General features: G+C 66.8%; 24 protein-coding genes. 12 read left to right on the top strand and 12 right to left on the bottom strand.

Annotation, left to right across the window (positions count from 1 at the left end; all coding sequences use genetic code 11):
* Positions 1–36 precede the first annotated feature (36 nt).
* The 6 genes from ACI3KU_RS06855 to ychF all read right to left on the bottom strand — a co-directional run bounded on the left by ACI3KU_RS06855 (position 37) and on the right by ychF (position 3,257).
* Positions 37–570 carry a kinase gene (locus ACI3KU_RS06855; RefSeq protein WP_404921551.1) on the bottom strand — a complete coding sequence of 178 codons (534 nt, stop codon included), beginning with the start codon at positions 568–570 and terminating at the stop codon, positions 37–39.
* 79 nt (positions 571–649) lie between these two features.
* Positions 650–1,042: a VOC family protein gene (locus ACI3KU_RS06850; RefSeq protein ID WP_404921550.1), complete on the bottom strand. Its 393-nt coding sequence runs from the start codon at positions 1,040–1,042 to the stop codon at positions 650–652.
* A gap of 48 nt (positions 1,043–1,090) precedes the next feature.
* Entirely contained in the window at positions 1,091–1,324 is a 234-nt protein-coding gene (locus tag ACI3KU_RS06845) for a hypothetical protein (protein WP_404921549.1), read from the bottom strand.
* A 249-nt stretch (positions 1,325–1,573) separates the two neighbouring features.
* Positions 1,574–1,894 (bottom strand): HigA family addiction module antitoxin, encoded by a 321-nt coding sequence (locus tag ACI3KU_RS06840; RefSeq protein ID WP_404921548.1) that lies wholly within the window; start codon positions 1,892–1,894, stop codon positions 1,574–1,576.
* Entirely contained in the window at positions 1,875–2,150 is a 276-nt protein-coding gene (locus tag ACI3KU_RS06835) for a type II toxin-antitoxin system RelE/ParE family toxin (protein WP_404921547.1), read from the bottom strand. The genes ACI3KU_RS06840 and ACI3KU_RS06835 overlap by 20 nt, the downstream gene beginning before the upstream one ends.
* 33 nt (positions 2,151–2,183) lie before the next feature.
* Positions 2,184–3,257, bottom strand: coding sequence for a redox-regulated ATPase YchF (gene ychF, locus ACI3KU_RS06830; protein WP_404921546.1), 1,074 nt, complete (start codon positions 3,255–3,257; stop codon positions 2,184–2,186).
* Positions 3,258–3,361: 104 nt separating this feature from the next.
* Here ychF and ACI3KU_RS06825 point away from each other — a divergent pair, with 104 nt between their 5' ends.
* Both ACI3KU_RS06825 and ACI3KU_RS06820 read left to right on the top strand, forming a co-directional pair.
* Positions 3,362–4,354 carry an ATP-binding cassette domain-containing protein gene (locus ACI3KU_RS06825; RefSeq protein WP_404921545.1) on the top strand — a complete coding sequence of 331 codons (993 nt, stop codon included), beginning with the start codon at positions 3,362–3,364 and terminating at the stop codon, positions 4,352–4,354.
* The gene (locus ACI3KU_RS06820; RefSeq protein ID WP_404921544.1) at positions 4,351–5,178 is read left to right on the top strand and encodes an ABC transporter permease; all 828 of its coding nucleotides are present in this window, start codon (positions 4,351–4,353) and stop codon (positions 5,176–5,178) included. The genes ACI3KU_RS06825 and ACI3KU_RS06820 overlap by 4 nt, the downstream gene beginning before the upstream one ends.
* Positions 5,179–5,217: 39 nt before the next feature.
* Here ACI3KU_RS06820 and ACI3KU_RS06815 read toward each other — a convergent pair whose 3' ends face one another.
* Both ACI3KU_RS06815 and ACI3KU_RS06810 read right to left on the bottom strand, forming a co-directional pair.
* Positions 5,218–8,364 carry an AfsR/SARP family transcriptional regulator gene (locus ACI3KU_RS06815; RefSeq protein WP_404921543.1) on the bottom strand — a complete coding sequence of 1,049 codons (3,147 nt, stop codon included), beginning with the start codon at positions 8,362–8,364 and terminating at the stop codon, positions 5,218–5,220.
* Positions 8,365–8,763: 399 nt separating this feature from the next.
* Positions 8,764–9,504, bottom strand: coding sequence for a class I SAM-dependent methyltransferase (locus ACI3KU_RS06810; RefSeq protein ID WP_404921542.1), 741 nt, complete (start codon positions 9,502–9,504; stop codon positions 8,764–8,766).
* Positions 9,505–9,589: 85 nt separating this feature from the next.
* Here ACI3KU_RS06810 and ACI3KU_RS06805 point away from each other — a divergent pair, with 85 nt between their 5' ends.
* Together ACI3KU_RS06805 and rmuC are read left to right on the top strand one after the other, a co-directional pair.
* Positions 9,590–10,183 (top strand): 3'-5' exonuclease, encoded by a 594-nt coding sequence (locus ACI3KU_RS06805; RefSeq protein ID WP_404921541.1) that lies wholly within the window; start codon positions 9,590–9,592, stop codon positions 10,181–10,183.
* Between the two features lie 301 nt (positions 10,184–10,484).
* Complete coding sequence (rmuC, locus tag ACI3KU_RS06800) at positions 10,485–11,882, top strand: DNA recombination protein RmuC (protein WP_404921540.1); 1,398 nt, start codon at positions 10,485–10,487, stop codon at positions 11,880–11,882.
* Here rmuC and ACI3KU_RS06795 read toward each other — a convergent pair.
* Entirely contained in the window at positions 11,863–12,066 is a 204-nt protein-coding gene (locus tag ACI3KU_RS06795) for a UDP-N-acetylmuramyl pentapeptide phosphotransferase (protein WP_404921539.1), read from the bottom strand. The two genes, rmuC and ACI3KU_RS06795, sit on opposite strands and share 20 nt — an antisense overlap.
* Positions 12,067–12,395: 329 nt before the next feature.
* Positions 12,396–13,382 (bottom strand): class II fructose-bisphosphatase, encoded by a 987-nt coding sequence (gene glpX / locus ACI3KU_RS06790; protein WP_404921538.1) that lies wholly within the window; start codon positions 13,380–13,382, stop codon positions 12,396–12,398.
* 187 nt (positions 13,383–13,569) lie between these two features.
* On the opposite strand from glpX, the gene fbaA reads away from it, so the two are divergent.
* Positions 13,570–14,598 (top strand): class II fructose-bisphosphate aldolase, encoded by a 1,029-nt coding sequence (gene fbaA / locus ACI3KU_RS06785; protein ID WP_404921537.1) that lies wholly within the window; start codon positions 13,570–13,572, stop codon positions 14,596–14,598.
* Between the two features lie 68 nt (positions 14,599–14,666).
* Here the strand turns inward: fbaA and ACI3KU_RS06780 are convergent, their stop codons facing one another.
* Together ACI3KU_RS06780 and ACI3KU_RS06775 are read right to left on the bottom strand one after the other, a co-directional pair.
* Positions 14,667–15,248 carry a DUF6264 family protein gene (locus tag ACI3KU_RS06780; protein WP_404921536.1) on the bottom strand — a complete coding sequence of 194 codons (582 nt, stop codon included), beginning with the start codon at positions 15,246–15,248 and terminating at the stop codon, positions 14,667–14,669.
* The gene (locus ACI3KU_RS06775) at positions 15,245–16,306 is read right to left on the bottom strand and encodes a 4-hydroxy-3-methylbut-2-enyl diphosphate reductase (protein WP_404921535.1); all 1,062 of its coding nucleotides are present in this window, start codon (positions 16,304–16,306) and stop codon (positions 15,245–15,247) included. The genes ACI3KU_RS06780 and ACI3KU_RS06775 overlap by 4 nt, the downstream gene beginning before the upstream one ends.
* A gap of 216 nt (positions 16,307–16,522) precedes the next feature.
* Between ACI3KU_RS06775 and xseA the strand changes: the two genes are divergently transcribed.
* From xseA to ACI3KU_RS06740, 7 genes are all read left to right on the top strand, one after another.
* The gene (xseA, locus tag ACI3KU_RS06770) at positions 16,523–17,773 is read left to right on the top strand and encodes an exodeoxyribonuclease VII large subunit (protein ID WP_404921534.1); all 1,251 of its coding nucleotides are present in this window, start codon (positions 16,523–16,525) and stop codon (positions 17,771–17,773) included.
* A gap of 30 nt (positions 17,774–17,803) precedes the next feature.
* On the top strand, positions 17,804–18,031 hold the full coding sequence (locus ACI3KU_RS06765) for an exodeoxyribonuclease VII small subunit (protein WP_404921533.1): 228 nt from the start codon (positions 17,804–17,806) through the stop codon (positions 18,029–18,031).
* Positions 18,031–18,669 (top strand): DUF4245 family protein, encoded by a 639-nt coding sequence (locus tag ACI3KU_RS06760; protein WP_404921532.1) that lies wholly within the window; start codon positions 18,031–18,033, stop codon positions 18,667–18,669. The genes ACI3KU_RS06765 and ACI3KU_RS06760 overlap by 1 nt, the downstream gene beginning before the upstream one ends.
* Positions 18,666–19,313 carry a carbonic anhydrase gene (locus ACI3KU_RS06755; RefSeq protein ID WP_404921531.1) on the top strand — a complete coding sequence of 216 codons (648 nt, stop codon included), beginning with the start codon at positions 18,666–18,668 and terminating at the stop codon, positions 19,311–19,313. The genes ACI3KU_RS06760 and ACI3KU_RS06755 overlap by 4 nt, the downstream gene beginning before the upstream one ends.
* Positions 19,314–19,339: 26 nt before the next feature.
* Positions 19,340–20,734 (top strand): class II fumarate hydratase, encoded by a 1,395-nt coding sequence (locus ACI3KU_RS06750; RefSeq protein WP_404921530.1) that lies wholly within the window; start codon positions 19,340–19,342, stop codon positions 20,732–20,734.
* A gap of 70 nt (positions 20,735–20,804) precedes the next feature.
* Positions 20,805–22,307, top strand: coding sequence for an ATP-binding protein (locus tag ACI3KU_RS06745; protein ID WP_404921529.1), 1,503 nt, complete (start codon positions 20,805–20,807; stop codon positions 22,305–22,307).
* A complete protein-coding gene (locus ACI3KU_RS06740) occupies positions 22,304–22,963 on the top strand; it encodes a response regulator transcription factor (protein WP_404921528.1) in 660 nt (219 codons plus the stop codon). The genes ACI3KU_RS06745 and ACI3KU_RS06740 overlap by 4 nt, the downstream gene beginning before the upstream one ends.
* Positions 22,964–23,047: the final 84 nt, after the last annotated feature.

Genomic DNA, 23,047 nt, shown 5'->3' with positions numbered 1-23,047 from the left:
ACCCCAAAACTGGCCCGCCATCGAGGCTTCCCTCGACTACGAATGTGGTTGCGGCGTCGGACCCCATCCGGAGTCCGCAAACACACGGTCTCGCGCATCCGCGGTAGTTACGCTCGCGTCAAACACCGACTCGTCAAGAGGGATCACGCGATCATCGCCGCGGTACCACGACGCGATGTCAGACCCCGAGACTTCGGCGGCCAGAGACTTGGTGCGGTGGCGGCGGAGCGTCTCGTCAAGATCGAGCTTGTAGTAGTAGCAGCGAGTCACACCGACGTGATCAAGCCGCAGTTGCGTGAGCATCGCGCCGTAGCTCTCGGAATGCAGGATCCCTTCAACCACGACATCGAGCCCGTTATCGAGCGCAAACCGCACCGACATGTCGATGTACGGCACGCTCAGCGCGCCGGGATGATCGCGAACATGGAGGACCTCTCGCCTCAGCACGTCCTGCCCGATGATCGCCACGCCCCGTGGCCTTGCCGCGCGGATCGCATGCGCAAGAAGCGACTTCCCGCTGCCCGAGTTCCCGCGGATGATGATCAGTCGGGAGCTTTCAGATCCTGTCACGCACCCACCGTACGGCAGCACATCTGCTCGGCTCGCCTTCGATTCATCCTCCGAGCTTGCATTGGAATGATGACACTGACTACACATTCGCGAATAGAGAGTGGATGTTTCCCTCCGGGTCGGCGAAGAACCCAGAGAACTGACCCCACTCGCGGAGCGCCGGGCGTCCGGTTGGCGTTGCCCCGGCAGCGACCAGCAGATCGTAGCGCCGCTCCACTTCGTCCGCACTTTCACACTGAAGGTTCAACTCGAACGCCTGTCCGGTGAACGGAAGGGCATACGCGGGATGCCCATCGGTGTTCCCGCTCATGAGCGGACGAGAGAAGATCGCGACGCGCACCCCCTGTCCCCCGAACGCAACGTACGCCTCTTCACGAACCTCCACGTGCCAGCCGAGCGCGTGCTCGTAGAAATCAGCAAGTGCCGCAACATCATCGGCGAGAACGGTGATGCCTTCGAGGTGAATCGTCATACGCCGACCGTAGCCGGGGCCTCCGACGTTGAATCGAGACCTCGCCGCTTACTCGAACGCCTGAGTGGCGGAGCCGATGTCTCCCATGACCATCACTCGACGGCCCAGCAGCGCTTCCAGCACGATCTCAAGCGACCGGGCATCACCCGTGAGGTGGGTCAGCTCGACGACGAAGACGATCACGCCGTCCGGCTGATCCGGAAGTGTGCGCAGATCACCGTCGTAGTCCGCCAGATAGAAGGCGTGGCACACTGCGTCGTGCTGTTGTTTGCTGAAGGCCATGCTGATCTCGCACCTCCGATCGATTCAGACACTAGTCGGAGGTCGATCCGATTGAGTTGAACAGACGGCGAGGCGGCGGCGCTGACATCAGTGCAGCCGCTTCGTCGTTGCGAAGGTGTCAGCCGACACCCATCGCCACGCCGCGCGTTCGCGCAGCTCGGATCGCCTGCGCCAAATGCGACTTCCCACTGCCCGAGTTCCCGCGGATGATGATCAGACGAGAACTCTCCGAGCCGGTCACCCCAGAGGTCATGCGACCTTCAGCGGCGTGATCGCAGCGACTTTGTCGCGCAGCGCTCGGCGCTCGAGCCGCAGTTCATAGTTCGACTGCAGGTTCATCCAGAGCTCCTCGGAGGTTCCGAAATACCGCGCCAGCCGGATCGCCGTGTCAGCCGTGATGCCCCGCTTGCCGTGCACGATCTCGTTGATCCGGCGCGGCGGCACACCGATGGACACGGCGAGCTTATTCTGCGTGATCCCGAAGCCCTCGATGTAATCCTCCATCAGGATCTCTCCCGGGTGGATCGGCTCGATCAGGTCGCTCTCAGTGCTAGTCGACGAGTTCGACATTGTCCGCACCTCCCTCTCTCCAGACGAAGCAGAGACGCCATTGCGCGTTCACGCGGATGCTGTGCCGCCCGCGTCGGTCGCCGACCAGACGCTCCAGGCGATTCCCTGGCGGGACCCTGAGATCCTCGACATCCTTCGCCGCATGGATCAGCTCGAGCTTCCGCAAGGTCGCCCGCTGCACCGTCCGGTCAAAGCGCTTGACGTACTGCTCATGCCAGATACGCTCGGTGTCCTTGTTGCCGAACGATCTGATCACGCGACCAGACTATAACGAAGTCCGTCAATAACGCTAGACGTTAAACCGGAACTCCACCACGTCGCCGTCCTGCATGACATAGTCCTTGCCCTCGAGCCGCGCCTTGCCCTTCGCACGCGCCTCCACCACAGAACCCGTCGCGACGAGGTCCTCGAACGAGATGACCTCGGCCTTGATGAAGCCCTTTTCGAAGTCGGTGTGGATGACGCCGGCGGCCTGCGGGGCCTTGGCGCCCTGCGGGATGGTCCACGCGCGCGACTCCTTGGGACCGGCGGTCAGGTAGGTCTGCAGACCCAGCGTCGCGAAGCCGATGCGGGCCAGCTGGTCCAGGCCCGACTCGCTCTGTCCGGTCGCCTCCAGCAGCTCCTGCGCGTCGGCGGGGTCGAGGTCGATCAGCTCGGACTCGATCTTCGCGTCCAGGAAAACGGCCTGGGCGGGGGCGACGAGAGCGGACAGCTCCGCCTTCTTCTCCTCGCTGGTGAGGATCGCCTCGTCCACGTTGAACACGTAGATGTACGGCTTCGCGGTCAGCAGGCCGAGTTCGCGGATCGGTGCGAGGTCCAGTCCCGAGGTCGACAGCAGCTGCCCGCGCTCGAGCGAGTCCTTCGCGGCGTTCGCCGCTTCCAGCACGGCGCCGTCGACCTTCTTCTGCTTGCCCTCCTTCTCGTAGCGAGGGAGGGCCTTCTCAATGGTCTGGAGGTCGGCGAGCATGAGCTCGGCGTTGATCGTCTCCATGTCGTTGCGGGGGTTGACCTCGCCGTCCACGTGGATGACGTCGCCGTCTTCGAAGCCACGCACGACCTGGGCGATGGCGTCGGCTTCACGGATGTTCGCGAGGAACTGGTTGCCGAGGCCCTCACCCTCGCTGGCGCCGCGGACGATACCCGCGATGTCGACGAACGACACGGTCGCCGGCAGGATGCGCTCGGAGCCGAAGATCTCAGCGAGCTTGTCCAGGCGGGGATCCGGGAGGTTCACCACGCCGATGTTGGGCTCGATGGTCGCGAACGGGTAGTTCGCTGCGAGCACGTTGTTGCGGGTCAGCGCGTTGAAGAGGGTGGACTTGCCAACATTGGGCAGTCCCACGATTCCGATAGTCAGGGCCACGACAGACCAGTCTACGGGGCGCACGTCACGCCCGCGTCCGCGCGGAAAAGAGCCAGAAAGTGCGACGACAGTGCCGTGAAAGTCGGTCTCGGCACGATCGAACCATGACGAATCCCACCACCGACTGGGCCCTGGAGGCCGACGGCCTTGTGAAGGTGTTCGGCACGAACCGGGCGGTCGACGGTGTTGACCTGCAGGTCCGCACCGGCACCGTCTACGGCGTGCTCGGACCAAACGGCGCAGGCAAGACCACCACCATCAACATGCTCGCGACCCTGCTTCGACCGGACGGCGGCACTGGGCGCGTCTTCGGCCACGACGTGGTCCGCGAACCCCACATCGTCCGCCAGCTCATCGGAGTCACCGGGCAGTTCGCCTCCGTCGACGAAACCCTCTCCGCGAACGAGAACCTGATGATCTTCTCCCGCCTGCTGGGCCTCAGCCGCGCGGAAGCGCGAACCAAGGCGACAGACCTCCTCGACCGCTTCGGACTGACCGAGGCCGCGCGGCGCCCACTGAAGGACTTCTCGGGAGGCATGCGCCGCCGACTCGACCTCGCCGCGTCCCTCATCGCACAACCGCCGCTCATCTTCCTGGATGAGCCCACGACGGGGCTCGACCCGCGCACCCGCGGGCAGATGTGGGACACCATCCGAGAGCTCGTCCGCACCGGATCCACCGTGCTGCTCACCACCCAGTACCTGGACGAAGCCGACCAGCTGGCCGACCGCATCGCCGTGATCGATCGCGGCCGCGTGGTCGCCGAGGGCACCGCCGATGAGCTGAAGGCCTCGGTGGGCACCTCATCGCTGCACCTTCGGGTCCGCGACAGCGCCGACACCGAAGACGCCCTCCGCATCGTCGAGCACGCGCTCGGCGTCCGCGGCACCCTCTCCCCCGAAGCCTCGCGCATCACGGCGCCGATGGCCGATGCCGACCGCATCGCCGACCTCCTCATCACGCTGCGCGAGACCGGCATCCACCTCGCCGAGATGAGTGTGCAGAAGCCGACGCTCGACGAGGTCTTCCTCACCATCACCGGCCATTCCGCGGAGGACACCGACTCCTCCACCTCACGCGAAGAGGTTTCCGTATGAGCACTCTCGTCGCCGCCACTCCCATCGTTCCCGCCGCCGAGCGATCTCTGAAAGCCCGCGCGGGCCTGGGGCTCGCGGTGAGCAACACGTTCACGATGGCTGGCCGCGGCCTCATCAAGATTCGGCGCACGCCCGAGCAGCTGATGGATGTCACCCTGCAGCCCATCCTGTTCACGCTGATGTTCACGTACATCTTCGGCGGTGCGATCTCCGGCGATGTCGCGTCGTATCTGCCCGTGATCATCCCCGGCATCCTCGTTCAGACCGTCATCACGACCTCCGTCGTCACCGGCGTTCAGCTGCGTGAGGACATGGACAAGGGAGTGTTCGATCGGTTCCGTTCGCTGCCGATCGCCCGAATCGCCCCGCTGTCGGGTGCGCTGCTGGCCGACACCATTCGATACGCCATCGCCACCACGCTGACGTTCACGATGGGTTACATCATGGGCTTCCGCCCCGCCGGCGGCCTGCTCGCCGTCATCGCGGCCGGCGTCCTGGTGATCGTCTGCTCGTGGGCGATCAGCTGGATCTTCGCGTTCTTCGGCGTGATCGCCCGCACCGCGTCCAGCGTGCAGGGCATCTCGATGATCATCCTGTTCCCGCTCACGTTCCTCTCGAACGCCTTCGTTCCGGTCGACACGATGCCGAGCTGGCTGCAGTGGTTCGTCAACATCAACCCGGTGTCGCACCTGGTCACGGCGGTACGCGATCTCGCCAACAGCGGCACGTTCGGAGGGGATGCCTGGATCTCGCTGCTCGGCGCCGCCATCATCGTCGCGATCTTCGCTCCGCTGACGGTCCGCGCCTACATGCGCAAGGCCTGACATCGCGGGAGGGCGTCGAGTTCGGCGCCCTCCCGCGTTTCAGCGTGTGTACCCGAGCACGGCCAGACCGCGCGCGACCCGTTCCTCCGCACTCAGAGCCCCCGCTCGATCACGAGCACTCGCTACCGCCTCCACGCCGACGAACGTCTCCGCATCCGCGAGATGGGCTGCCAGATTCAGGGTCGGCATGTTCTGTCGGCCACCGAGCACCTCCGCCAGCGCAATGGCTTCGACTCCGCGAGCGCTCAATGAAGGATCACGCACCGCCCACGCGGACCAGCCCAGTAGCGCGGTTCCCAGGACCGGGCGATCGACGCCCTCGCGACGATGCCGACAGGTGGCTATCGTCCGCGTGCGCAGGCGTCGTTCCCAGATGACGAGGTCGTCGCGCGGCAGCTCGAGCGAGCGAACGGCAGCGCTCAGGTATCCGGACAACGCCATGAGAAACCACGGCGATCGGCGGGTCTCCGGTTGAGCGAACGAAGACAGCGCGCGATGGAACGATGCCGCCGCGGAAGCTCGATCCCCGTCCAGCAGGTCCGCCTCAGCAAGTCCATATGCGCCGATCGACGTCAGCTCCACCCCGTCCTGACTGAGTCCGCCCTCATCGATGAGGTGCTGGAAGAGCGTCCGAGCGTCGTCCGCGCGCCCGAGACACAGCAGCACCCCGCCGCGTACCCACTCCTGATGGTTGAGCTGGTCTTGGGCGTCGTACTCGCTGAACACGGCGGCCGCGCGCTCGAGCCAGACACCCGCTTCCTGCACCTGCCCCGACTGTGCCGCGAGCTGCGCGGCCAGATCAGCGGCCATTCCTTCGGCCCACCGCTCCCCCAGCGCTCGAGCGCGATCCCATCCGCTGCGCGCCGCCGTCATCGCCTCGTCGGGCTCACCATCGTTCTCCGCCGCGTGCGAGCGCAGGAGGTCAGCGACCAGCTGGACAGCCGGCGGCTCGCCCTCGCCCACGGGCGCGGGAAGCCCCAGACCGAGGCCATGCCCGGACGCGAGCAGCGACCCGGCGACAAGCCGCCAGGCAGGCGAGAGCCTTTCGCCCACAGTTCGCTCACGTGAGCGCACGAGAGCCAGCGCGCGTGCAGCACCCGGATCACCGGCGATCATGCAGCCGAGTGCCGCCAGCGCGAGCGCGATGAACGACAGATCGCTTTCGGGATCGGCTCGTGCCGCCACTGCAGACATATCGGGGGCGTACCCCACGAACTCCGTGAAAGAACCGCGGATGAACCACGACTGGGCGAGCGCCGCGAACAGCGCGGCGGCGTGATCATCACGGCGGGCGCCGATGAGGTGGCGGAGAACGTGGACGAGGTTGTCGTGCTCCTCGGTGACGGCACGGTGCCCGCGTGCCGTGAGCCCCGAGGGGAAATTCCGGGCAGGAGCACCGTGTTCGGCGGCGAACGCGACCGCCCAGGCGATCATGGCCTCCCACGCCGCATCCACGCGCCCGGCTTCCTCGAGACGGTCGTGACCGAACTCGCGAACCGTCTCGAGCATGCGAAAGCGCAGTGCGCCGGAATCTGCGTCCTCGATGACGGTGAGAAGCGACTGGGATGCGAGCGCGTCCAGCAGATCGTCCGCGTAGGCCTGCCCGAGGATCGCAGCCGCTGCAGCTGCGGAGAACCCGCCGGGGAGCACCGACAGACTCGCCAGTGCCTCACGCGCGTCAACCGGAAGCAGATCCCAACTCCAATCGATCACGGCCTGGAGCGTACGGTGCCGCTCGGGGGCCGATCTGTCGCCTGTCCGCAACAGCGCGAAACGATCCTCCAGACGATCCTCGATCTGTGCGAGCGACATCGTGCGCACGCGTGCGGCGGCCAGTTCAATCGCGAGGGGAAGACCGTCCAGACGCGTACACAGTCGTGCGACGACCGCCAACGGCAGGTGGGCATCTGGACGTGCGGCACGAGCGCGCTGCAGGAAGAGCTGCACAGCGGGAGCGTGCTCTTCCGCCTCTGTCTGCAGCGGTTCGAGAGCGAGCACGCTCTCCGCAGCGATCGCGAGCGGTGATCGGCTGGTGGCCAGGATCCGCAGCGCGGGAGCCGCGGCGAGCAGGTCGGCGGCCCACCGTGCGGCACCGTCAACCACCTGCTCGCAGTTGTCGAGCACGAGCAGTGTGGTTCGCTCGCCGAGGGCGCCGATGATCCGCTGGGCGAGATCGGGACGCGGCAGGGGCTCGGCGAGGGGCCGATGCGCTGCCGTCTCGCTGATGCCGAGTGCTGCCGCGATCGCGAGGGGGACGCCATCGTCGGTGCGAACGCCCGCGAGGGGAACGACGATCACCACCGGGGCATCCGACTCGGCAGCGACCGCCAGCGCAAACCGGGTCTTGCCGAGCCCGCCCGCACCGAGGACCGTCACCAACCGCGACGTCCGAAGCAGCGCGCGAGCTCGGGTCAGCTCATCGTCGCGGCCGATCAATTCACTCGGAGCGGCCCGCAATCCGATCCGTACGCGGGGTCCGGGATCTTCCGCGCGGAGCAGTCGGGTGTTGAGCTCCGTGATCGCAGCCCCGGGCGCGGTGCCCAGCGATTCCCGCAGCGCTTCCCGCCACCGTGCGAAGACGTCCAGCGCTTCCGCGACGCGCTGATCATCCGCGAGCGCTTGCATGAGAGCGAGGTGGACAGATTCATCGAACGGTCGACATTCTGCAAGCTCCGCCAGCGTGACGGCTGCCCCGCCGGATCTGCCGACCGCCGACTGCGCCAACGCCAGCCCCCGGAGCACTTCCGCGCGAAGGTTCGCGGCGGCAGATCTCAGACTGTCCGCAAACGTGCCGTCTCCCAGATCGTCCGCGAGACCTGCTCGCCAGGACGAGACGGATTTCTGCAGAGCCGCCACGGTGCTTTCGGGTGTCGTGTGCCGGTCAGTCAGGCTTCGACGCACGTCGTCGAGGTCGCTCGTCGCCGCCCGCAGCGCGTATCCGCCGGGCTCTCGCGACACGAGGTCGCTCCCCCCGAGCGCTCGCAGTCGTGAGATGAGAGTCTGCAGCGCCGCGCGGGGATTCTGCGGTTGAGCATCCGCCCAGACGTCTTCGGCGAGCGCCGACACGCTTCGCGTCATCCCGATTCCCGCGAGGGCCAGAGAGACGAGCAGCGAGCGCATCGGCAGACCGGGAACCTCCGCGCCGTTCAGGCGCACGGGCCCCAGCACCTCCAGTCGCGCTGTCATACGCGACGGCAGGAAGGGGCGGCGCGGCGACGCGGTGCGTATCCCCTGCGCTGCCCACTGGTCATGTCGATCAGTCTAGGCTCGACCACTGACACGACGCTGGCGGTCCCTGCCCGCGGAGGCCGGAGCGCTCACACGTTGCCCGCGAGGAGCGGTGCTCGCGCGGGCCACGCTCTCCCCACCCGCTGTACGGTCGTCGACTCAGCCGCGCGAAGAGTCCGTGAACTCTTGCTCGTCGACGCGGCGGTCCAGCACAAACGCAAGTGCCAGACCCGCGAGACCGGCGATGACGATTCCCACGACGATGACGACCATGTCCACTCCCCCTCACGAACCCGAGTATCGGGTGTTGTGAAGAGATGTCCGCACCGTCCGGATCGTCTCATCCGCTCTGGAGAATCACGACACCGCGCGAAAGGCCGTCGTGACGTACGGCAGATCAACGGTGGCATCTCCGACGGCGCCGATCTCATCGAACAGCGCTTCCAGTCCAGCCTCGATTCGTGCCCGTTCCTCCGGTTCGGCCGTGATGAGGTAGCTGCGCGAACGAGCCATCGCCAGCAGGTCTCCCCGCGTCATCGCGCGCGACCACTCCCAGGACCGGGACTCGAGCGTGTTGAAGGGCGCCGCCACCTGAGGACCGACGGACGCGATCATCTCCTCGGCATTCGAGTTGTGCATGATGTCGCTCATCCGCGCCACCCAGCCCACTCCGGCGTCGCGAATGTTCCAGATGAGTCCGAGCACCCCTCCCGCGCGCAGCACGCGTCCGATCTCGCGGGAGCCCGCGACCGGGTCGACCCAGTGCCACGCCTGACCGAGCACGACGGCGTCGGCGCTGTCATCGGTGAGCGGAAGGTGCTCAGCGGTGCCTTCGAGCACGGGAACATCGGGGAGTTCAGCATGCAGTCGGGCGAGCATGAGCGGATCGGGGTCGACCGCCGTCACACCCTCTGCACCCACGGCGAGCACCGCGCGAGTCAGTTTTCCGGTGCCCGCTCCCACGTCGATCACCCTGGCCTTGGTCCCCACAGGCGCCAGCATCCACGCGACGGCCTCGACCGGATACTCGGGGCGGCCGGCCTGATAGAGATCAGCAGCGGCACCGAAAGAACGGGACATGTCGTCGTGGCTCACCATGCCCCGACTCTATGGCGCGCCGCGGAGCCGAGAACACCCCGGCGCGCCTGACCACGGCTGCGCGGATCAGAGAGATGGTGGAGAGGTGCCTGTGGACTTCACCGCGATCGACTTCGAGACCGCGAACTCGTCCACAGCCTCTGCATGCGCGGTCGGTCTCGCTCGTGTGCGCGACGGCGTAGTGGTCGCAACCGACGGCTGGTTGATGCGTCCGCCGCCGGGGCACGACGAATTCCACCCGCGCAATGTCGAGATTCACGGCATCACGCGCGCGGATGTGGTATCGGCTCCGGGGTGGTCGGAACAGCTCAATCGGCTCCGCGACTTCCTGGGCGATGATGTGCTGGTCGCGCATAACGCCGGCTTCGACATGAGCGTCATGAGGCGCGCGTGCGCTGCGACGGGCGACGATCTGGCTCCGTATCGGTACATGTGCAGCGTGCAGCTTTCGCGCAACATCTACGTGCTGCCGTCGCACAGCCTGCCCTATGCCGCCGCAGCGGCCGGCTTCCTGGAGTTCCAGCACCACGATGCGTCTGCCGACGCCCTCGCGTGTGCGCACATCGTCATCGATGCCGCGCGGCGCACCGGATCCGCGAGCATCGACGCCCTGAGCGACGCGACCGGCGTGCGGATCTCCCGCATCCCGGATGAAGCCGCACTCAGCGTCCTCGTGTGACGCATCCGGCGTGGGTGAGCCTGACGCTTCCGGCGAGCGTGGCTGACGTATCGGGAGTGCGTTTGTCACTCATCCGCGTGGGAGTGCCACGCATCGCGAGGGCCCGAGTCTGACCTATTTGGCGTCCTTGGCTGGCGTGTCTGGCATCCTTGTCTGGCGTATCCGGGTCCTTGGCTGACGCATCCTTTGTGCGTATCTGGCGCATCCGGCGTGGGCGATCCCTCGCATCCCGGACGAAGCCGTCGGGCATCCTCGTCTACCGGTCCAGACCAATGTCCGACCCCCTCACCACACTGGACACATGGACGCAATCTGGATCGCACTGGTCTGCGTGATCAGCCTGCTGCTGGGCCTCGCCATCGGGTGGCGGGTGCGCGGTGGAGGCGACACGGGAGACGCGGCGCTGCAGGCTCGACTGGCCGCGAGTGAGTCAACAGTCGCGGCCCTGCGCGAGCAGCTGGGCCGCGAAGAACAGCTCGCCACACAGGCGCACGAGCGGCTGCGGGAGGAGACGGCTGCCCAGCGAGAACGCGAGCGTCAGGACGCCGCCGTGCTGTCCGCGCTCTCCCCGGTGCACGAGACCCTGCAACTCATGCATCGAAGTGTCACGGCCCTCGAACGCGACCGACACGCCCAGTTCGGCGCGCTGGCCGAGCAGCTGCGCCGCGCGCAGGAGACGGATGAGTCGCTGCGGCATGCCACGGAGTCGCTCACGGGGGCCCTGCGCTCCACCACCACCCGCGGCACCTGGGGGGAATCTCAGCTGCGCCGTGTCGTCGAGGCGGCGGGGCTGACCCGACACGTCGACTTCGACCTCCAAGTGAGCATCACCACCAATGACGGCCGCACCGGGCGTCCGGACATGCTGGTGCGGCTTCCCGGCGGCAAGGCGCTGGCCGTCGATGCGAAGGCCCCGCTCGACGCGTTCCTGCGCGCCACAGCGCTGGATGACTCGGATCAAGCCGCGGCGATGATCCAGCACGCAAAAGCAGTGCGCGCTCATGTGGACGCGTTGGCGAAGCGCGCGTATTGGGAGGGCCTCTCTGCCAGCCCTGAGCTCGTCGTCTGCTTCCTCCCCAGCGAGGCGATGCTGTCGGCAGCGCTCGACGCGGATCCGGCTCTGCTCGATCATGCATTCGCGCAGCGCGTGGCGCTCGCCTCACCCGTCAGCCTGTGGTCTGTGCTCAAGACCGTCGCGTACACCTGGACCCAGCAGGACGTGTCCGAACAGGCGCAGGAACTGCTGGTACTCGGCAATCAGCTCTACGATCGGCTCGGCACCCTCGCGCAGCACACGGATGATCTGCGCGCCGCGCTGGAGCGTGCGGTGGGTGCGTACAACCGCTTCGCCGGATCGCTCGAGAGCAGGGTGCTGGTCACCGCCCGCCGATTCCCGGGCATCGATCCGATGAAGATCTCCGCTCTCTCCGAACCGTCGGAGATTCAGACTTCTCCTCGACGAATCCTGGCCGCCGAATTTCTGGACGATGGACGGGCCCAGCCGACATCGGAGTCAGCGCCAGCGCCACATGCTGCCGCCACTGCCGCACAAGCCGAAGACCAAACCGCCGCGTCTATCGCTGAAGCACCGACCGCGAGCCCCGCGCACATGCAAACGGCGCTCGTGACCGATCAGGTCACGAGCGCCGACATCGGTGCGCTGCGCGCACGATTGGAGGTCACGCACCCCCGGGAATGAATCGCATGAGGCCCACGACGACGAGGCTGACGACGACGAAGGCGCCAACCGGGACCCATGAGCTCATCGCCTGACCGGGCTCACGGCGGACACGGAAGAACACGTCTGCACGACGCGCGGGGTCCGATGCGTTCACGATGACAGCGTGTGCGCCGGTCCGGGGACTCGTCGTGTCGGTGGTCATATCATCCGCCTCGGTTTCGTGTCTGTGGGGACGGACGCCCCCACACCGCGTCCCATTCTCGCACCGACCGGCGCGAGAAACACGGGAGGCGCGGTCACGAAATGGTCACCGCGTTCGGTATGCGAACAATCAGCGGCGCATTCCATCACGCACCGAAGCAGCGCCATCCCGTCATGCACCGAAAGCGACGCATCTCGTCACGCACCGAAGCTGCGCAACCCGTCTCGCACCGAAGTAGCAAATCCCGTCACGCACAGATTCACGATTGCCGCCGCGCGCGGACGCCTCGACCTCGATACCCCGCGAACCCCGCGGAACTCACCGCACGCTCACAGCCACTTCGACGCGAGGTGCTCCGAGGTGATGCGACGAAGGGTTCCCGATGCGCTTCGCAGCACAACCGACTCCGTGTAGATGTAGCCGCCCTCGCGGCGCACGCCGGACACCAGCTGGCCGTCCGTGACACCCGTGGCGACGAAGATCGTGTTGTTGCTCGTGACCAGCTCATCCGCCTCGTAGACGTAGTCGAACTTCAGGCCGGCATCCAACCCGCGCTGCTTCTCGTCGTCGGTCTGCGGCCAGAGGCGCCCCTGAATGTGGCCGCCCAGAGCCTTGATCGCGCACGCCGTGACGATACCCTCGGGGCTGCCGCCGATGCCCACACACATGTCGGTGCGTGCGTTGTGGCGTGCGGCGTTGATACCGCCGGCCACGTCGCCATCGCTCATCAGGCGAGTGCCGGCACCCGCCTCGCGGATCTCCTCGATCAACTGTTCGTGACGGGGACGGTGCAGCACCGACACCACGATCTCGTCCACCGGCTTGCCGAGCGCCTTTGCGAGCAGGCGGATGTTCTCCCCGATGGGGAGGCGAATGTCGACGACCCCGACACCGGCTGGTCCGGTGACCAGCTTGTCCATGTAGAAGACGCTGGACGCGTCGAGCATGGTCCCGCGATCCGCGACGGCGATCACGGACAGCGCATTGTTGCGTCCTGCCGCCGTCAGCGATGTGCCGTCGATCGGATCCACCGCCACGTCGCACTGCGGACCTCGACCCGAACCCACGGCTTCGCCGTTGAACAGCATCGGCGCGTGGTCCTTCTCGCCCTCACCGATGACAATGCGTCCTTCGAAGTTCACAGTGCGCAGGAAGGCCCGCATCGCATCAACGGCGGCACCATCAGCGAGTTCCTTCTGACCTCGACCGATGAACGGAACCGCGCGAATCGACGCCGCTTCCGTGGCTCGCACCAACTCCAACGCCAGGTTACGGTCGGGGTGCAGAGGGCTCATATCGTCAGTCAGGCTCACCATGGGGCCAGCATGGCATCCGCCGAGTCAGGATTTATGGAATTCTGCGCGTCCCGTAACGAAGGAATCAAACTATTTACGATTTCCGTCAGGATGCCCACGCTTTCGTCTGCGACGGGGGTGAAAGCGGGCATCCCTCGCGTTTCGGTAGAGTGGCATCGACCTCGTGATCTTCATCAAAGGAGCACCTATGCCCGTCGTCACCCCGGATCAGTACGTCGACATGCTCGCCCGCGCGAAGGCTGGTGCCTTCGCCTACCCGGCGTTCAACGTGTCGAGCTCGCAGACCATCAACTCGGTGCTCCAGGGCCTGACGGAGGCCGGTTCCGACGGCATCCTGCAGGTCACGACCGGTGGCGCAGACTACTTCGCCGGACAAACCGTCAAGGCACGCGCGACCGGCGCCCTCGCCATGGCGCGCTACGTCACCGAGGTTGCCAAGAACTACCCGATCAACGTCGCTGTGCACACCGACCACTGCCCGAAGGACGCGCTGCCCTCCTTCCTGCTGCCTCTTCTCGAGGCCAGCGAGGAGCAGGTCAAGGCCGGCGGACAGCCGATCTTCCAGTCGCACATGTGGGACGGCTCGGCCGTGCCGCTGGCGGAGAACATCGACATTGCGCGCGAACTGCTGCCGCGCATGAAGGCGATCAACGCGATCCTCGAGGTCGAGATCGGCGTCGTCGGAGGCGAAGAGGATGGCGTCCAGCACGAGGGCTCCAACGAGGCGCTGTACACCACGGTCGGCGACGTGAGCCAGGCAGTCGAGGCGCTCGGTCTCGGCGAGCAGGGCCGCTGGATCGCCGCGCTCACGTTCGGCAACGTGCACGGCGTGTACAAGCCGGGCAATGTGAAGCTGCGTCCCGAGCTGCTCGGCGAGATTCAGGCCGGTATCGCCGAGAAGTTCGGCACCGGTCCCAAGCCGCTCGACCTCGTCTTCCACGGCGGCTCGGGTTCCACAGACGACGAGATCGCTACGGCTGTCGCGAACGGCGTCGTGAAGATGAACATCGACACCGACACGCAGTACGCGTTCACGCGTGCGATCGCCGACTACATGCTGAAGAACTACGACGGCGTCCTCAAGGTCGACGGCGAGGTCGGCAACAAGAAGCTGTACGACCCGCGTGCTTGGGGCAAGGTCGCTGAGACGGCGATGGCCGCTCGGGTCATCGAGGCCACCAAGCAGCTCGGCTCGTTCGGCAAGTCGCAGGGCTGAACCAGCCCCAACACGACGATGGCGCGTCCCCACGGGGACGCGCCATCGTCGTGTTCGAGAGTCCAGGTCTACGGAGTGGGTGTACTGGCACCCCTCATGGCCATCTCGAGGTAGGTCTGGAACGCGGGGTCGCCCGCGAGCACGATGGTCTGTACGACGATCACCACCACCCAGGTCACGGCCCAGCCAGCGAGCGGAACCCACCAGCTCCGCTTCTGCCCGCGCAGGCGGCGAAGCGCGAGCCACACCGTGACAGCGAAACCGACGACAAGAATGGCCGCCATGACGTAGCCGGGCGCATCGGTCCGCGATACATCGGCCTGCTCCCGGGTGAGGCCCATGATCATGAGTGCCTCGGTCATGACCGAGGAGTACGACAGCAGCGAAGTCGTCGACAGCAGGACGTGCATCGCTCCGAGCGCCAGCATCACGATGGTGATGAGCCGATCCGTGGGCGCGACGCGCGGTTCAACTGCGGGAGCGACTGGTGCGGGAGCGACCGCTGCAGCGGTGGGAGCCTCCGGCCAGGAGAACTCGGCAGGGTCGGGATGCGCCGTCGTCGGCAGCGGCTCACGGATGTGCGCCCGCTGCTCCTCGGGCGTCGCGTACTCGCCATACTGCGGACGGGGACGGGATTCCGATTCGGTCATGCTCGGGTCCTTCCTCCGCGTGCCCGCTCGTCCTGGCGTCCGGATGCATCTTGGCGCAGCTCCTTCGGCAGCGAGAACATGAGGTCCTCCTCCGCCGTGCGCACCTCTTCGACGTCGCCGTAGCCAGCACCCGCAAGCTCTGCGAGCACCTCCTGCACCAGCACTTCGGGAACGGACGCGCCACTGGTGACGCCCACGGTGCGAACGCCGTCGAGCCACTCCTGCTTCACCTCGTCCACGTAGTCCACGCGGTAGGCCGCCTTCGCGCCGTACTCCAGCGCCACCTCCACCAGGCGCACGCTGTTGGACGAGTTGGCTGAGCCGACAACGATGACCAGGTCGGCGTTCTTCGCCACCTTCTTGATGGCCACCTGACGGTTCTGGGTGGCGTAGCAGATGTCGTCCGACGGCGGATTGTGCATCTCCGGGAACCGCTCACGCAGCTTCTCGACAGTCAGCATGGTCTCATCCACCGACAGCGTGGTCTGCGACAGCCACACCACGCGCGACGGGTCCTTCACCTGGACCGTCTCGGCCTCGGCCGGACTGTTGACGATGGTGACGTGGTCGGGGGCTTCGCCGGCCGTGCCTTCGACCTCTTCGTGCCCCGTGTGACCGATCAGGAGGATCTCGAAGTCATCACGCGCAAAGCGCACGGCCTCGCGGTGCACCTTGGTCACCAGCGGGCACGTGGCGTCGATCGCCTGGAGACCGCGGTCCGAAGCGGCCTGCACCACTGCCGGCGAGACGCCGTGGGCGCTGAAGACGACATGCGCTCCCTCCGGAACCTCGTCGACCTCCTCGACGAAGATCGCCCCCTGCTTCTCCAGCTCGGTGACGACGTGGATGTTGTGCACGATCTGCTTGCGGACGTACACCGGAGCGCCGTAGCGCTCCAACGCCTTCTCCACAGCCACCACGGCGCGGTCAACTCCTGCACAGTAGCCGCGCGGAGCGGCGAGCAGCACCCGCTTGGGTCCGTCGACGGGGATATCCTGAAGACGTCCGCGACGGCCCGGAATCCGGGGAACGGGAAGGTGGACGACAGGGGAACTCACCCTTCGAGTCTAGGGTGATCGGCCTGTGACGGCGCCGAACATGAGGCGGGCACGAGAGGACACGATGACAGACAAGAGGTCGACCGCCGCTGGTCTGCGCGTTCTCCGAACAACTCCCTGCTTCGATGAGGGACACCGCCCCGCAGACGGCAAGTCGAGGGCCGCCGTCCCGGAGCGTTCTTCATCCTTCTCCTGCACACCGATCGGCGACACCGCGTGACCGAGACGAAACCAGCGTTCGCCGGCCCCGTGCGCCCGCGCGATTCCACACCGGACTCCCCCACCCAGGTGGGCGACCTCGCGCGCGACATGCGCGACTACATCGCGCGGCTCGGCGCTCCGTGGATCGAGGGGGAGCTCACCGAGTGGAACGTGCGCGCCGTCGGCACCTTCGCCACCCTGCGAGACCTGTCCGGAGATGCCGCGATCCGTCTGGTCGTCTGGTCCAGCATCCGCGCACGCATCCCCGCCGACCTCAAGACCGGCGATCGCGTCATCGTGTGCGCGAAACCGGAGTACCGCGTGCAACGAGGCGAGCTCTCATTCGTGGTCTCATCGATCCGTCACGTCGGACTCGGAGATCTGCTCGAACGCCTGGAGGTGCTGCGCCGGCAACTGCGCTCCGAGGGTCTGTTGGATCCGTCGCGCAAGAGAGCGCTGCCGTTCCTGCCGCAGCGGATCGGACTCATCACGGGCAAGGGGACCGACGCCGAGAAGGATGTCCTGCGAAACGCTCAGCTGCGCTGGCCCCAGGTGGAATTCCGGGTCGAGCACGCCGCCGTGCAGGGCGAACAGGCCGTGCCGCAACTGCTCGCGGCCCTCCATCGACTCGATGCGGATCCCGCGGTGGATGTCATCATCTTCGCTCGCGGCGGCGGCGACTTCCAGGACCTGCTGACCTTCTCCGACGAGAAGCTGGTCCGTGCGGTCGCGGCGGCTGGTACCCCCGTGGTGAGCGCCATCGGGCACGAGAACGATCGCCCGCTGCTCGACGACGTCGCCGATCTCCGCGCGTCCACGCCCACCGACGCAGCCAAGCGCGTCGTACCCGATGTCCTGGAGCAGCTGGCCCAGGTGCGCGAGGCACGGGCACGCATCATCGGCCGCGTCGCGACGCGGATCCAGCACGACCTCACCAGTCTCGAGCACCTGCGCTCTCGCCCCGTGATGCGCGACCCTCACCGCATGCTGCAGGAGCGCCAGCTGCAGGTGGAGCAGCTGCGTTCACGTGCGACGGCCACCGCATCGCTGCGAATCGAACGAGAGCACACCGCCATGGCGCGGCTGCACGCCACGCTGCGCGCTCTGAGCCCCCAGCACACTCTTGAGCGGGGGTACGCCATCGTGCAACGCGCCGGCGACGGCATCGTCCGCTCCCCCGTCGAAGCGCCCGTGGGCACCGAGCTGGTCGTCCTCCTCGCTGACGGCACCATCGGCGCCCGCTCCAGCGGTGCACTGCCCGAATGACGCCTCCCCCGCCCGAACTAGGATGGAACCATGACCGACGCCACTGCCGAGCCCGTCGACGTCTCCGAGCTTTCCTTCGAACAGGCTCGTGATGAGCTGACGCAGGTTGTCGCTCAGCTGGAGCAGGGTGCACCGACGCTGGAACGCTCCCTCGCCCTCTGGGAGCGTGGTGAGCGTCTCGCTCAGCGCTGCGAGGAGTGGCTGCTCGGCGCGAAGGCTCGCCTGGATGCCGCCCGCCCCGCCGGAGAGGCCGTCTGATGGCTCGCGTCGTAGCGGAGCTCGGCCGCCCCGAGACTCCCCAGGAGACCGCCGATCGCAAGGCGGCGTCGTCGGCGGCGTACCGCGGGTCCCAGAACTTCCGCAATCTGATCGCGGCGCTCATCGTCACGATGCTCATCGTCCTGGTGATCGTGTGGGTGGTGCCGCGCGGCACCGCTCCGGAGATCAAACCAGCTGACCCGGTGAAAGTCGCGGCGATGCAGACCAACGCGAGCGGCCAGCCCACCTACGCGATCGATGCGCCGAAGAACTGGTGGTCGAATGTCGCCATCATGGACTCGTTCGCGAACTACTCGCTGTTCAACGCCTCCTATGTGCCCACGGAGGAGAGCAAGCTCACCGGTTTCGTCCGGCTGAACGACGTCTACAACGCCGACGACAGGTACGCACAGCTGCGCGTTCCGGGCGCGCTTCCCGAGGGAACCGAGACGCTCGGCGGGCGCGAGTGGACGGTGTTCACCATCCCGGATGTCGAGAAGGCGGGAAACGTCACGCAGGCATTGGGCACGCAGGTCGACGACGATTATGTGCTGCTCTACGGGAAGACCACGGATGAGCTCATCCGCGAATTCGCGACGCAGCTCGCCACGACCATCGAGAAGGAAACCGCGCAGTGACTCAGCAGCTCACCCCCACGCAGGCCTGGTCCCAGATGCTGGAAGGCAACCAGCGCTTCGTGACAGGCGCCCCGGGGCACCCGCATCAGGACAGTGAGCGCCGACACGAGACCGTGGGGGCGCAGTTCCCGCATGCGGCGCTGTTCGGCTGTGCAGACTCGCGCCTCGCCGCGGAGATCATCTTCGACCAGGGTCTCGGTGACCTGTTCGTCGTCCGCAACGCCGGACAGGTGACCTCCCCCTCGGTGATCGGCTCGCTGGAGTACGCCGTCGCGGTCCTCAACGTTCCCCTCATCGTGGTGCTGGGTCATGACTCCTGCGGTGCCGTCCGCGCCGCCATCGATTCCACGGCTCTCGATGCACCGGTGCTTCCGCCGGCTGTCTGGCGGCTGATCGCGCCGATCGTCCCCGCGGCCCGCAAGATCGAGGCCGACACCGGCACCACGTCGGTCGACGTCTCGGCAGAACTGGTCGGCAAGCTGCACCTGCAGTCCACCGTCGCCGAACTGCTGCACTCGTCCGAGGTCATCTCCGATGCTGTGGCTGCCGGTCGCCTGGCGATCGTGGCGGCAAACTACCGCCTCGCCGACGGCGCCGTGGACGCGCACTTCACCGTGGGCACCGCAAATGACGCGGCTGCCTGATCACACGAACCCACAAGGAGACAAACGTGGCTGAGACCGAATACCGCATCGAGCACGACACGATGGGCGAAGTCCGCGTGCCGAAGGACGCGCTTTACAGCGCGCAGACCCAGCGCGCCGTGGAGAACTTCCCCATCTCGGGCTCCGGACTGGAGTCGCGCCAGATCGCCGCCCTCGCGCGCATCAAGAAGGCTGCAGCGCTCGCGAACAAGGGGCTCGGCACGCTCGATGGCGACATCGCCGACGCCATCGCGTGGGCGGCAGACCAGGTGGTCACCGGTGAGTACGACGCGCAGTTCCCCGTCGACACCTACCAGACCGGTTCGGGCACGTCCTCGAACATGAACATGAACGAGGTGCTCGCGACCCTGGCGTCGGGCAAGCTGGGCTCACCGGTGCACCCCAACGACCATGTCAACGCCTCGCAGTCCTCGAACGACGTCTTCCCGACGTCCGTCCACGTCGCCGTGACGCAGGCCCTCATCGAAGACCTCATCCCCGCGCTGGAGTACCTGGCCACCGCGTTGGAGAAGAAGGCCGTCCTCTGGAAGGACGCCGTGAAGTCCGGTCGCACCCACCTGATGGACGCGACGCCCGTGACCCTGGGCCAGGAGTTCGGCGGCTACGCCCGCCAGATCCGCCTGGGCGTGGAGCGTGTGCAGGCCGCTCTGGTGCGCGTCGCCGAGGTGCCCCTCGGCGGGACCGCCGTCGGCACCGGAATCAACACCCCGCTCGGCTTCCCGCAGCAGGTCATTGCCCTGCTCGCCGAGGAGACCGGCCTTCCCATCGTCGAGGCGAAGGATCACTTCGAGGCGCAGGCCAACCGTGACGGCCTGGTCGAGACCTCGGGTGCGCTGCGCACCATCGCCGTCTCCCTCACCAAGATCAACAACGACCTGCGCTGGATGGGCTCGGGCCCCAACACCGGCCTGGGCGAGCTCCACATCCCCGATCTGCAGCCCGGATCCTCGATCATGCCCGGCAAGGTGAACCCCGTCGTCCCCGAGGCCACCCTGATGGTGTGCGCCCGTGTCATCGGCAACGACGCCACGGTCGCCTGGGCCGGCGCATCGGGCTCCTTCGAGCTGAACGTCGCGATCCCGGTCATGGGAACGGCGCTCCTCGAATCGATCCGTCTGCTCTCCAACGCGATGCGTGTGCTGGCGGACAAGACGATCGACGGACTCGAAGCCAACCTCGACCGCGCGGCCGCCTTCGCCGGCATGTCGCCATCGATCGTGACGCCGTTGAACAAGCTGATCGGCTACGAAGCTGCCGCGAAGATCGCGAAGCACGCCGTCGCCCAGGGCGTCACCGTGCGCGAAGCCGTGATCGACCTCGGTTACGTCGCACGCGGTGAGCTCACCGAAGAGCAGCTGGACGAGAAGCTCGATCTGCTGTCGATGACCCACCCGGGCTGAGAGCAGCGTGACCGCGGGTGTGAGACGCAACGTGGGTGCGGGGGGTCTGCCCTCGCGCCCACGGCGCACCATGCTCTCCACCCGCGCACGCATGCTCGCCGTGATCCTCGTCGTCACGGCGATCTCCCTGATCGCATCCGGTGGCGTCGCGTTCACCATGCAGTACAACCAGGAGCTGTCCGGTGTGGACCGCCACCTGCTCGCACACGCGGATGCGCTCGTGGGGAATTCGACCGACGATCCTGATGCCAACCAGAACGGGCCGGCCGAGGTGGTTTCCGGCTCGCTCGATCCGGGCACCTTCACCAGTGCGGAGTCTCTGCTGCGCGCCGAGCTGAGCCGCATCGTCGGCCATGGCGAAGCTGCGATCGGCATCATCGACGGCGAGGTGGCATTGCGTTCCGCGGGAACCCTGAGCGCGGCGATGGCCGCCGACACGGAGTTCGTGGCTTCGGCGACTGCCACGTCGACCCGCACGAACTCGCCCGCGATCGGTACCGCGGAGCTCGGCGGCACGTCCGTGCGTTGGGTGTCGGTTCCTGTCTCCGTCGAGGGCGATGCCTCGACGGCGGTCTCGATTCGTGCCATCAACCTGGACGACACGCTCGGTCCGCTGCACTGGGCCGCGCTGGTCTTCTGCGCGGTGGCTCTCGTCATCCTCATCACGGTCGGTCTGATCACCTGGGTGGTGCTGGGTCGATGGTTGCTCTCCCCCATGCAGCACCTGCAGCGCACCACCGGGGAGATCTCGCTCTCCCACCTCGCCGCGCGCGTCCCGGAAGGCGGCACCGACGACCTCGCCAACGTCGGTCGTTCTGTCAACGCGATGCTGGACCGACTCGAGGGGTCCGTAGACGTCCAGCGACGACTGCTCGATGACGTGCGCCACGAGCTGAAGACTCCCATCACCATCGTGCGCGGCCACCTCGAGATGATGAACCCGGCCGATCCGGCCGATGTCGCCTCTGTTCGCGAGATCGGCATGTCGGAGCTGGATCGCATGACCCGTCTCGTGGAGGACATCGACCTCCTGGCCACCGTCGAAGACGATGAGTATACGATGGGAATGGTCGATGTCAGCCGCCTGACGGGCCGCATCGGCGAGATGATCGTCGCCATCCCCGGGCATCCCTGGCGGGTGCTGGATCGTGCCGACACCATCGTGCGCGGCAACCCGGATCGCCTGCTGCAAGCCTGGCTGGCGCTTATCGACAACGCCGCCAAGTACACCCCGGGGGGAAGCCCGATCGAGCTGGGCAGCACCCTGACGGCCGACGAGGTGCACCTGTGGGTGCGCGATCACGGCGTCGGCATACCGCCGGCGATGCGCCACCGGATCTTTCGCCGCTTCGACCGTGGGAGCGGCCGACGGGATGTCGGCGGGACCGGGTTGGGGCTTGCCATCGTGGATGCGATCGCACGCGCACACGGCGGCTCCTGTACCGTTACGGACACCCCCGGCGGCGGTGCCACGTTCGTGATCCGCGTGCCGGCTCACCTCGGGCGACCGGGGTCGAACCTGCCCCAACCGATTCGCGCCGGAACAGTGGCGCTACGAGAGGACACCGCATGACTCGCATCCTGATCGCGGAGGACGAGCCCAGGATCTCGTCATTCGTCAGCAAGGGCCTCGAAGCAGCCGGGTATGTCACCGAGGTCGTTGAAGATGGAAACGAGGCGCTCCAGACGGCGCTGGGCGGCGATTTCGCCCTCATGTTGCTCGATGTCGGACTTCCGTCGATGGACGGCTTCGACGTGCTCACCCACCTCCGTGGCAGCGGTTCGACGATGCCGGTGATCCTTCTCACCGCTCGCACGTCGACGCGCGACATGGTTGAGGGTCTCGACAGCGGCGCGAATGACTACATCCCCAAGCCGTTCAAGTTCGACGAGCTGCTCGCTCGTGTGCGCGTCCGCCTGCGCGAGGGCGGCACCAGCGCCAACTCCATGGTGATCAGTCATCGCGAGGTCTCGCTGGACATGCTCGCTCGTCGTGCCACCGTGGGCGGTCGGGAGGTGGAACTGTCCGCCCGCGAGTTCGCCCTTGCCGAGCAGTTCCTGCGCAACCCCGGACTCGTGCTCAGCCGAGAGCAGCTGCTCAGCCGCGTGTGGGGCCTGGACTTCGACCCGGGCTCGAACGTCGTGGACGTCTACGTGCGATATCTGCGCACGAAGTTCGGCACCGAGCACATCGAGACCGTCCGCGGCGCCGGCTACCGCTGGCTCTGACGCTCTGACGCTCGACGCCGGACGCCGGACGCCGAACGCAAAGGACCCGGGTGAGTCCGAGAGACGCTCCTCTGAGACTCACCC

The organism is Microbacterium sp. ZW T5_56 (assembly GCF_044987425.1).
In the GTDB taxonomy this organism is placed as follows: Bacteria; Actinomycetota; Actinomycetes; order Actinomycetales; family Microbacteriaceae; genus Microbacterium.
Note: the sequence above shows the minus strand (reverse complement) of the source record. Positions and strands in the feature narration are given on the sequence as shown.

What these genes read in the sequence shown, in the direction of transcription:
- glpX (WP_404921538.1), bottom strand. Translation starts at nt 13,382, where the DNA reads ATGGTGAGCCTGACTGACGATATGAGCCCTCTGCACCCCGACCGTAAC.
- ACI3KU_RS06810 (WP_404921542.1), bottom strand. Translation starts at nt 9,504, where the DNA reads ATGGTGAGCCACGACGACATGTCCCGTTCTTTCGGTGCCGCTGCTGAT.
- ACI3KU_RS06815 (WP_404921543.1), bottom strand. Translation starts at nt 8,364, where the DNA reads ATGACAGCGCGACTGGAGGTGCTGGGGCCCGTGCGCCTGAACGGCGCG.
- ACI3KU_RS06765 (WP_404921533.1), top strand. Translation starts at nt 17,804, where the DNA reads ATGACCGACGCCACTGCCGAGCCCGTCGACGTCTCCGAGCTTTCCTTC.
- ACI3KU_RS06820 (WP_404921544.1), top strand. Translation starts at nt 4,351, where the DNA reads ATGAGCACTCTCGTCGCCGCCACTCCCATCGTTCCCGCCGCCGAGCGA.
- ACI3KU_RS06745 (WP_404921529.1), top strand. Translation starts at nt 20,805, where the DNA reads ATGCTCTCCACCCGCGCACGCATGCTCGCCGTGATCCTCGTCGTCACG.
- ACI3KU_RS06780 (WP_404921536.1), bottom strand. Translation starts at nt 15,248, where the DNA reads ATGACCGAATCGGAATCCCGTCCCCGTCCGCAGTATGGCGAGTACGCG.
- ACI3KU_RS06760 (WP_404921532.1), top strand. Translation starts at nt 18,031, where the DNA reads ATGGCTCGCGTCGTAGCGGAGCTCGGCCGCCCCGAGACTCCCCAGGAG.
- fbaA (WP_404921537.1), top strand. Translation starts at nt 13,570, where the DNA reads ATGCCCGTCGTCACCCCGGATCAGTACGTCGACATGCTCGCCCGCGCG.
- ACI3KU_RS06795 (WP_404921539.1), bottom strand. Translation starts at nt 12,066, where the DNA reads ATGACCACCGACACGACGAGTCCCCGGACCGGCGCACACGCTGTCATC.
- ACI3KU_RS06840 (WP_404921548.1), bottom strand. Translation starts at nt 1,894, where the DNA reads ATGTCGAACTCGTCGACTAGCACTGAGAGCGACCTGATCGAGCCGATC.
- ACI3KU_RS06740 (WP_404921528.1), top strand. Translation starts at nt 22,304, where the DNA reads ATGACTCGCATCCTGATCGCGGAGGACGAGCCCAGGATCTCGTCATTC.
- ACI3KU_RS06845 (WP_404921549.1), bottom strand. Translation starts at nt 1,324, where the DNA reads ATGGCCTTCAGCAAACAACAGCACGACGCAGTGTGCCACGCCTTCTAT.
- rmuC (WP_404921540.1), top strand. Translation starts at nt 10,485, where the DNA reads ATGGACGCAATCTGGATCGCACTGGTCTGCGTGATCAGCCTGCTGCTG.
- ACI3KU_RS06825 (WP_404921545.1), top strand. Translation starts at nt 3,362, where the DNA reads ATGACGAATCCCACCACCGACTGGGCCCTGGAGGCCGACGGCCTTGTG.
- ACI3KU_RS06850 (WP_404921550.1), bottom strand. Translation starts at nt 1,042, where the DNA reads ATGACGATTCACCTCGAAGGCATCACCGTTCTCGCCGATGATGTTGCG.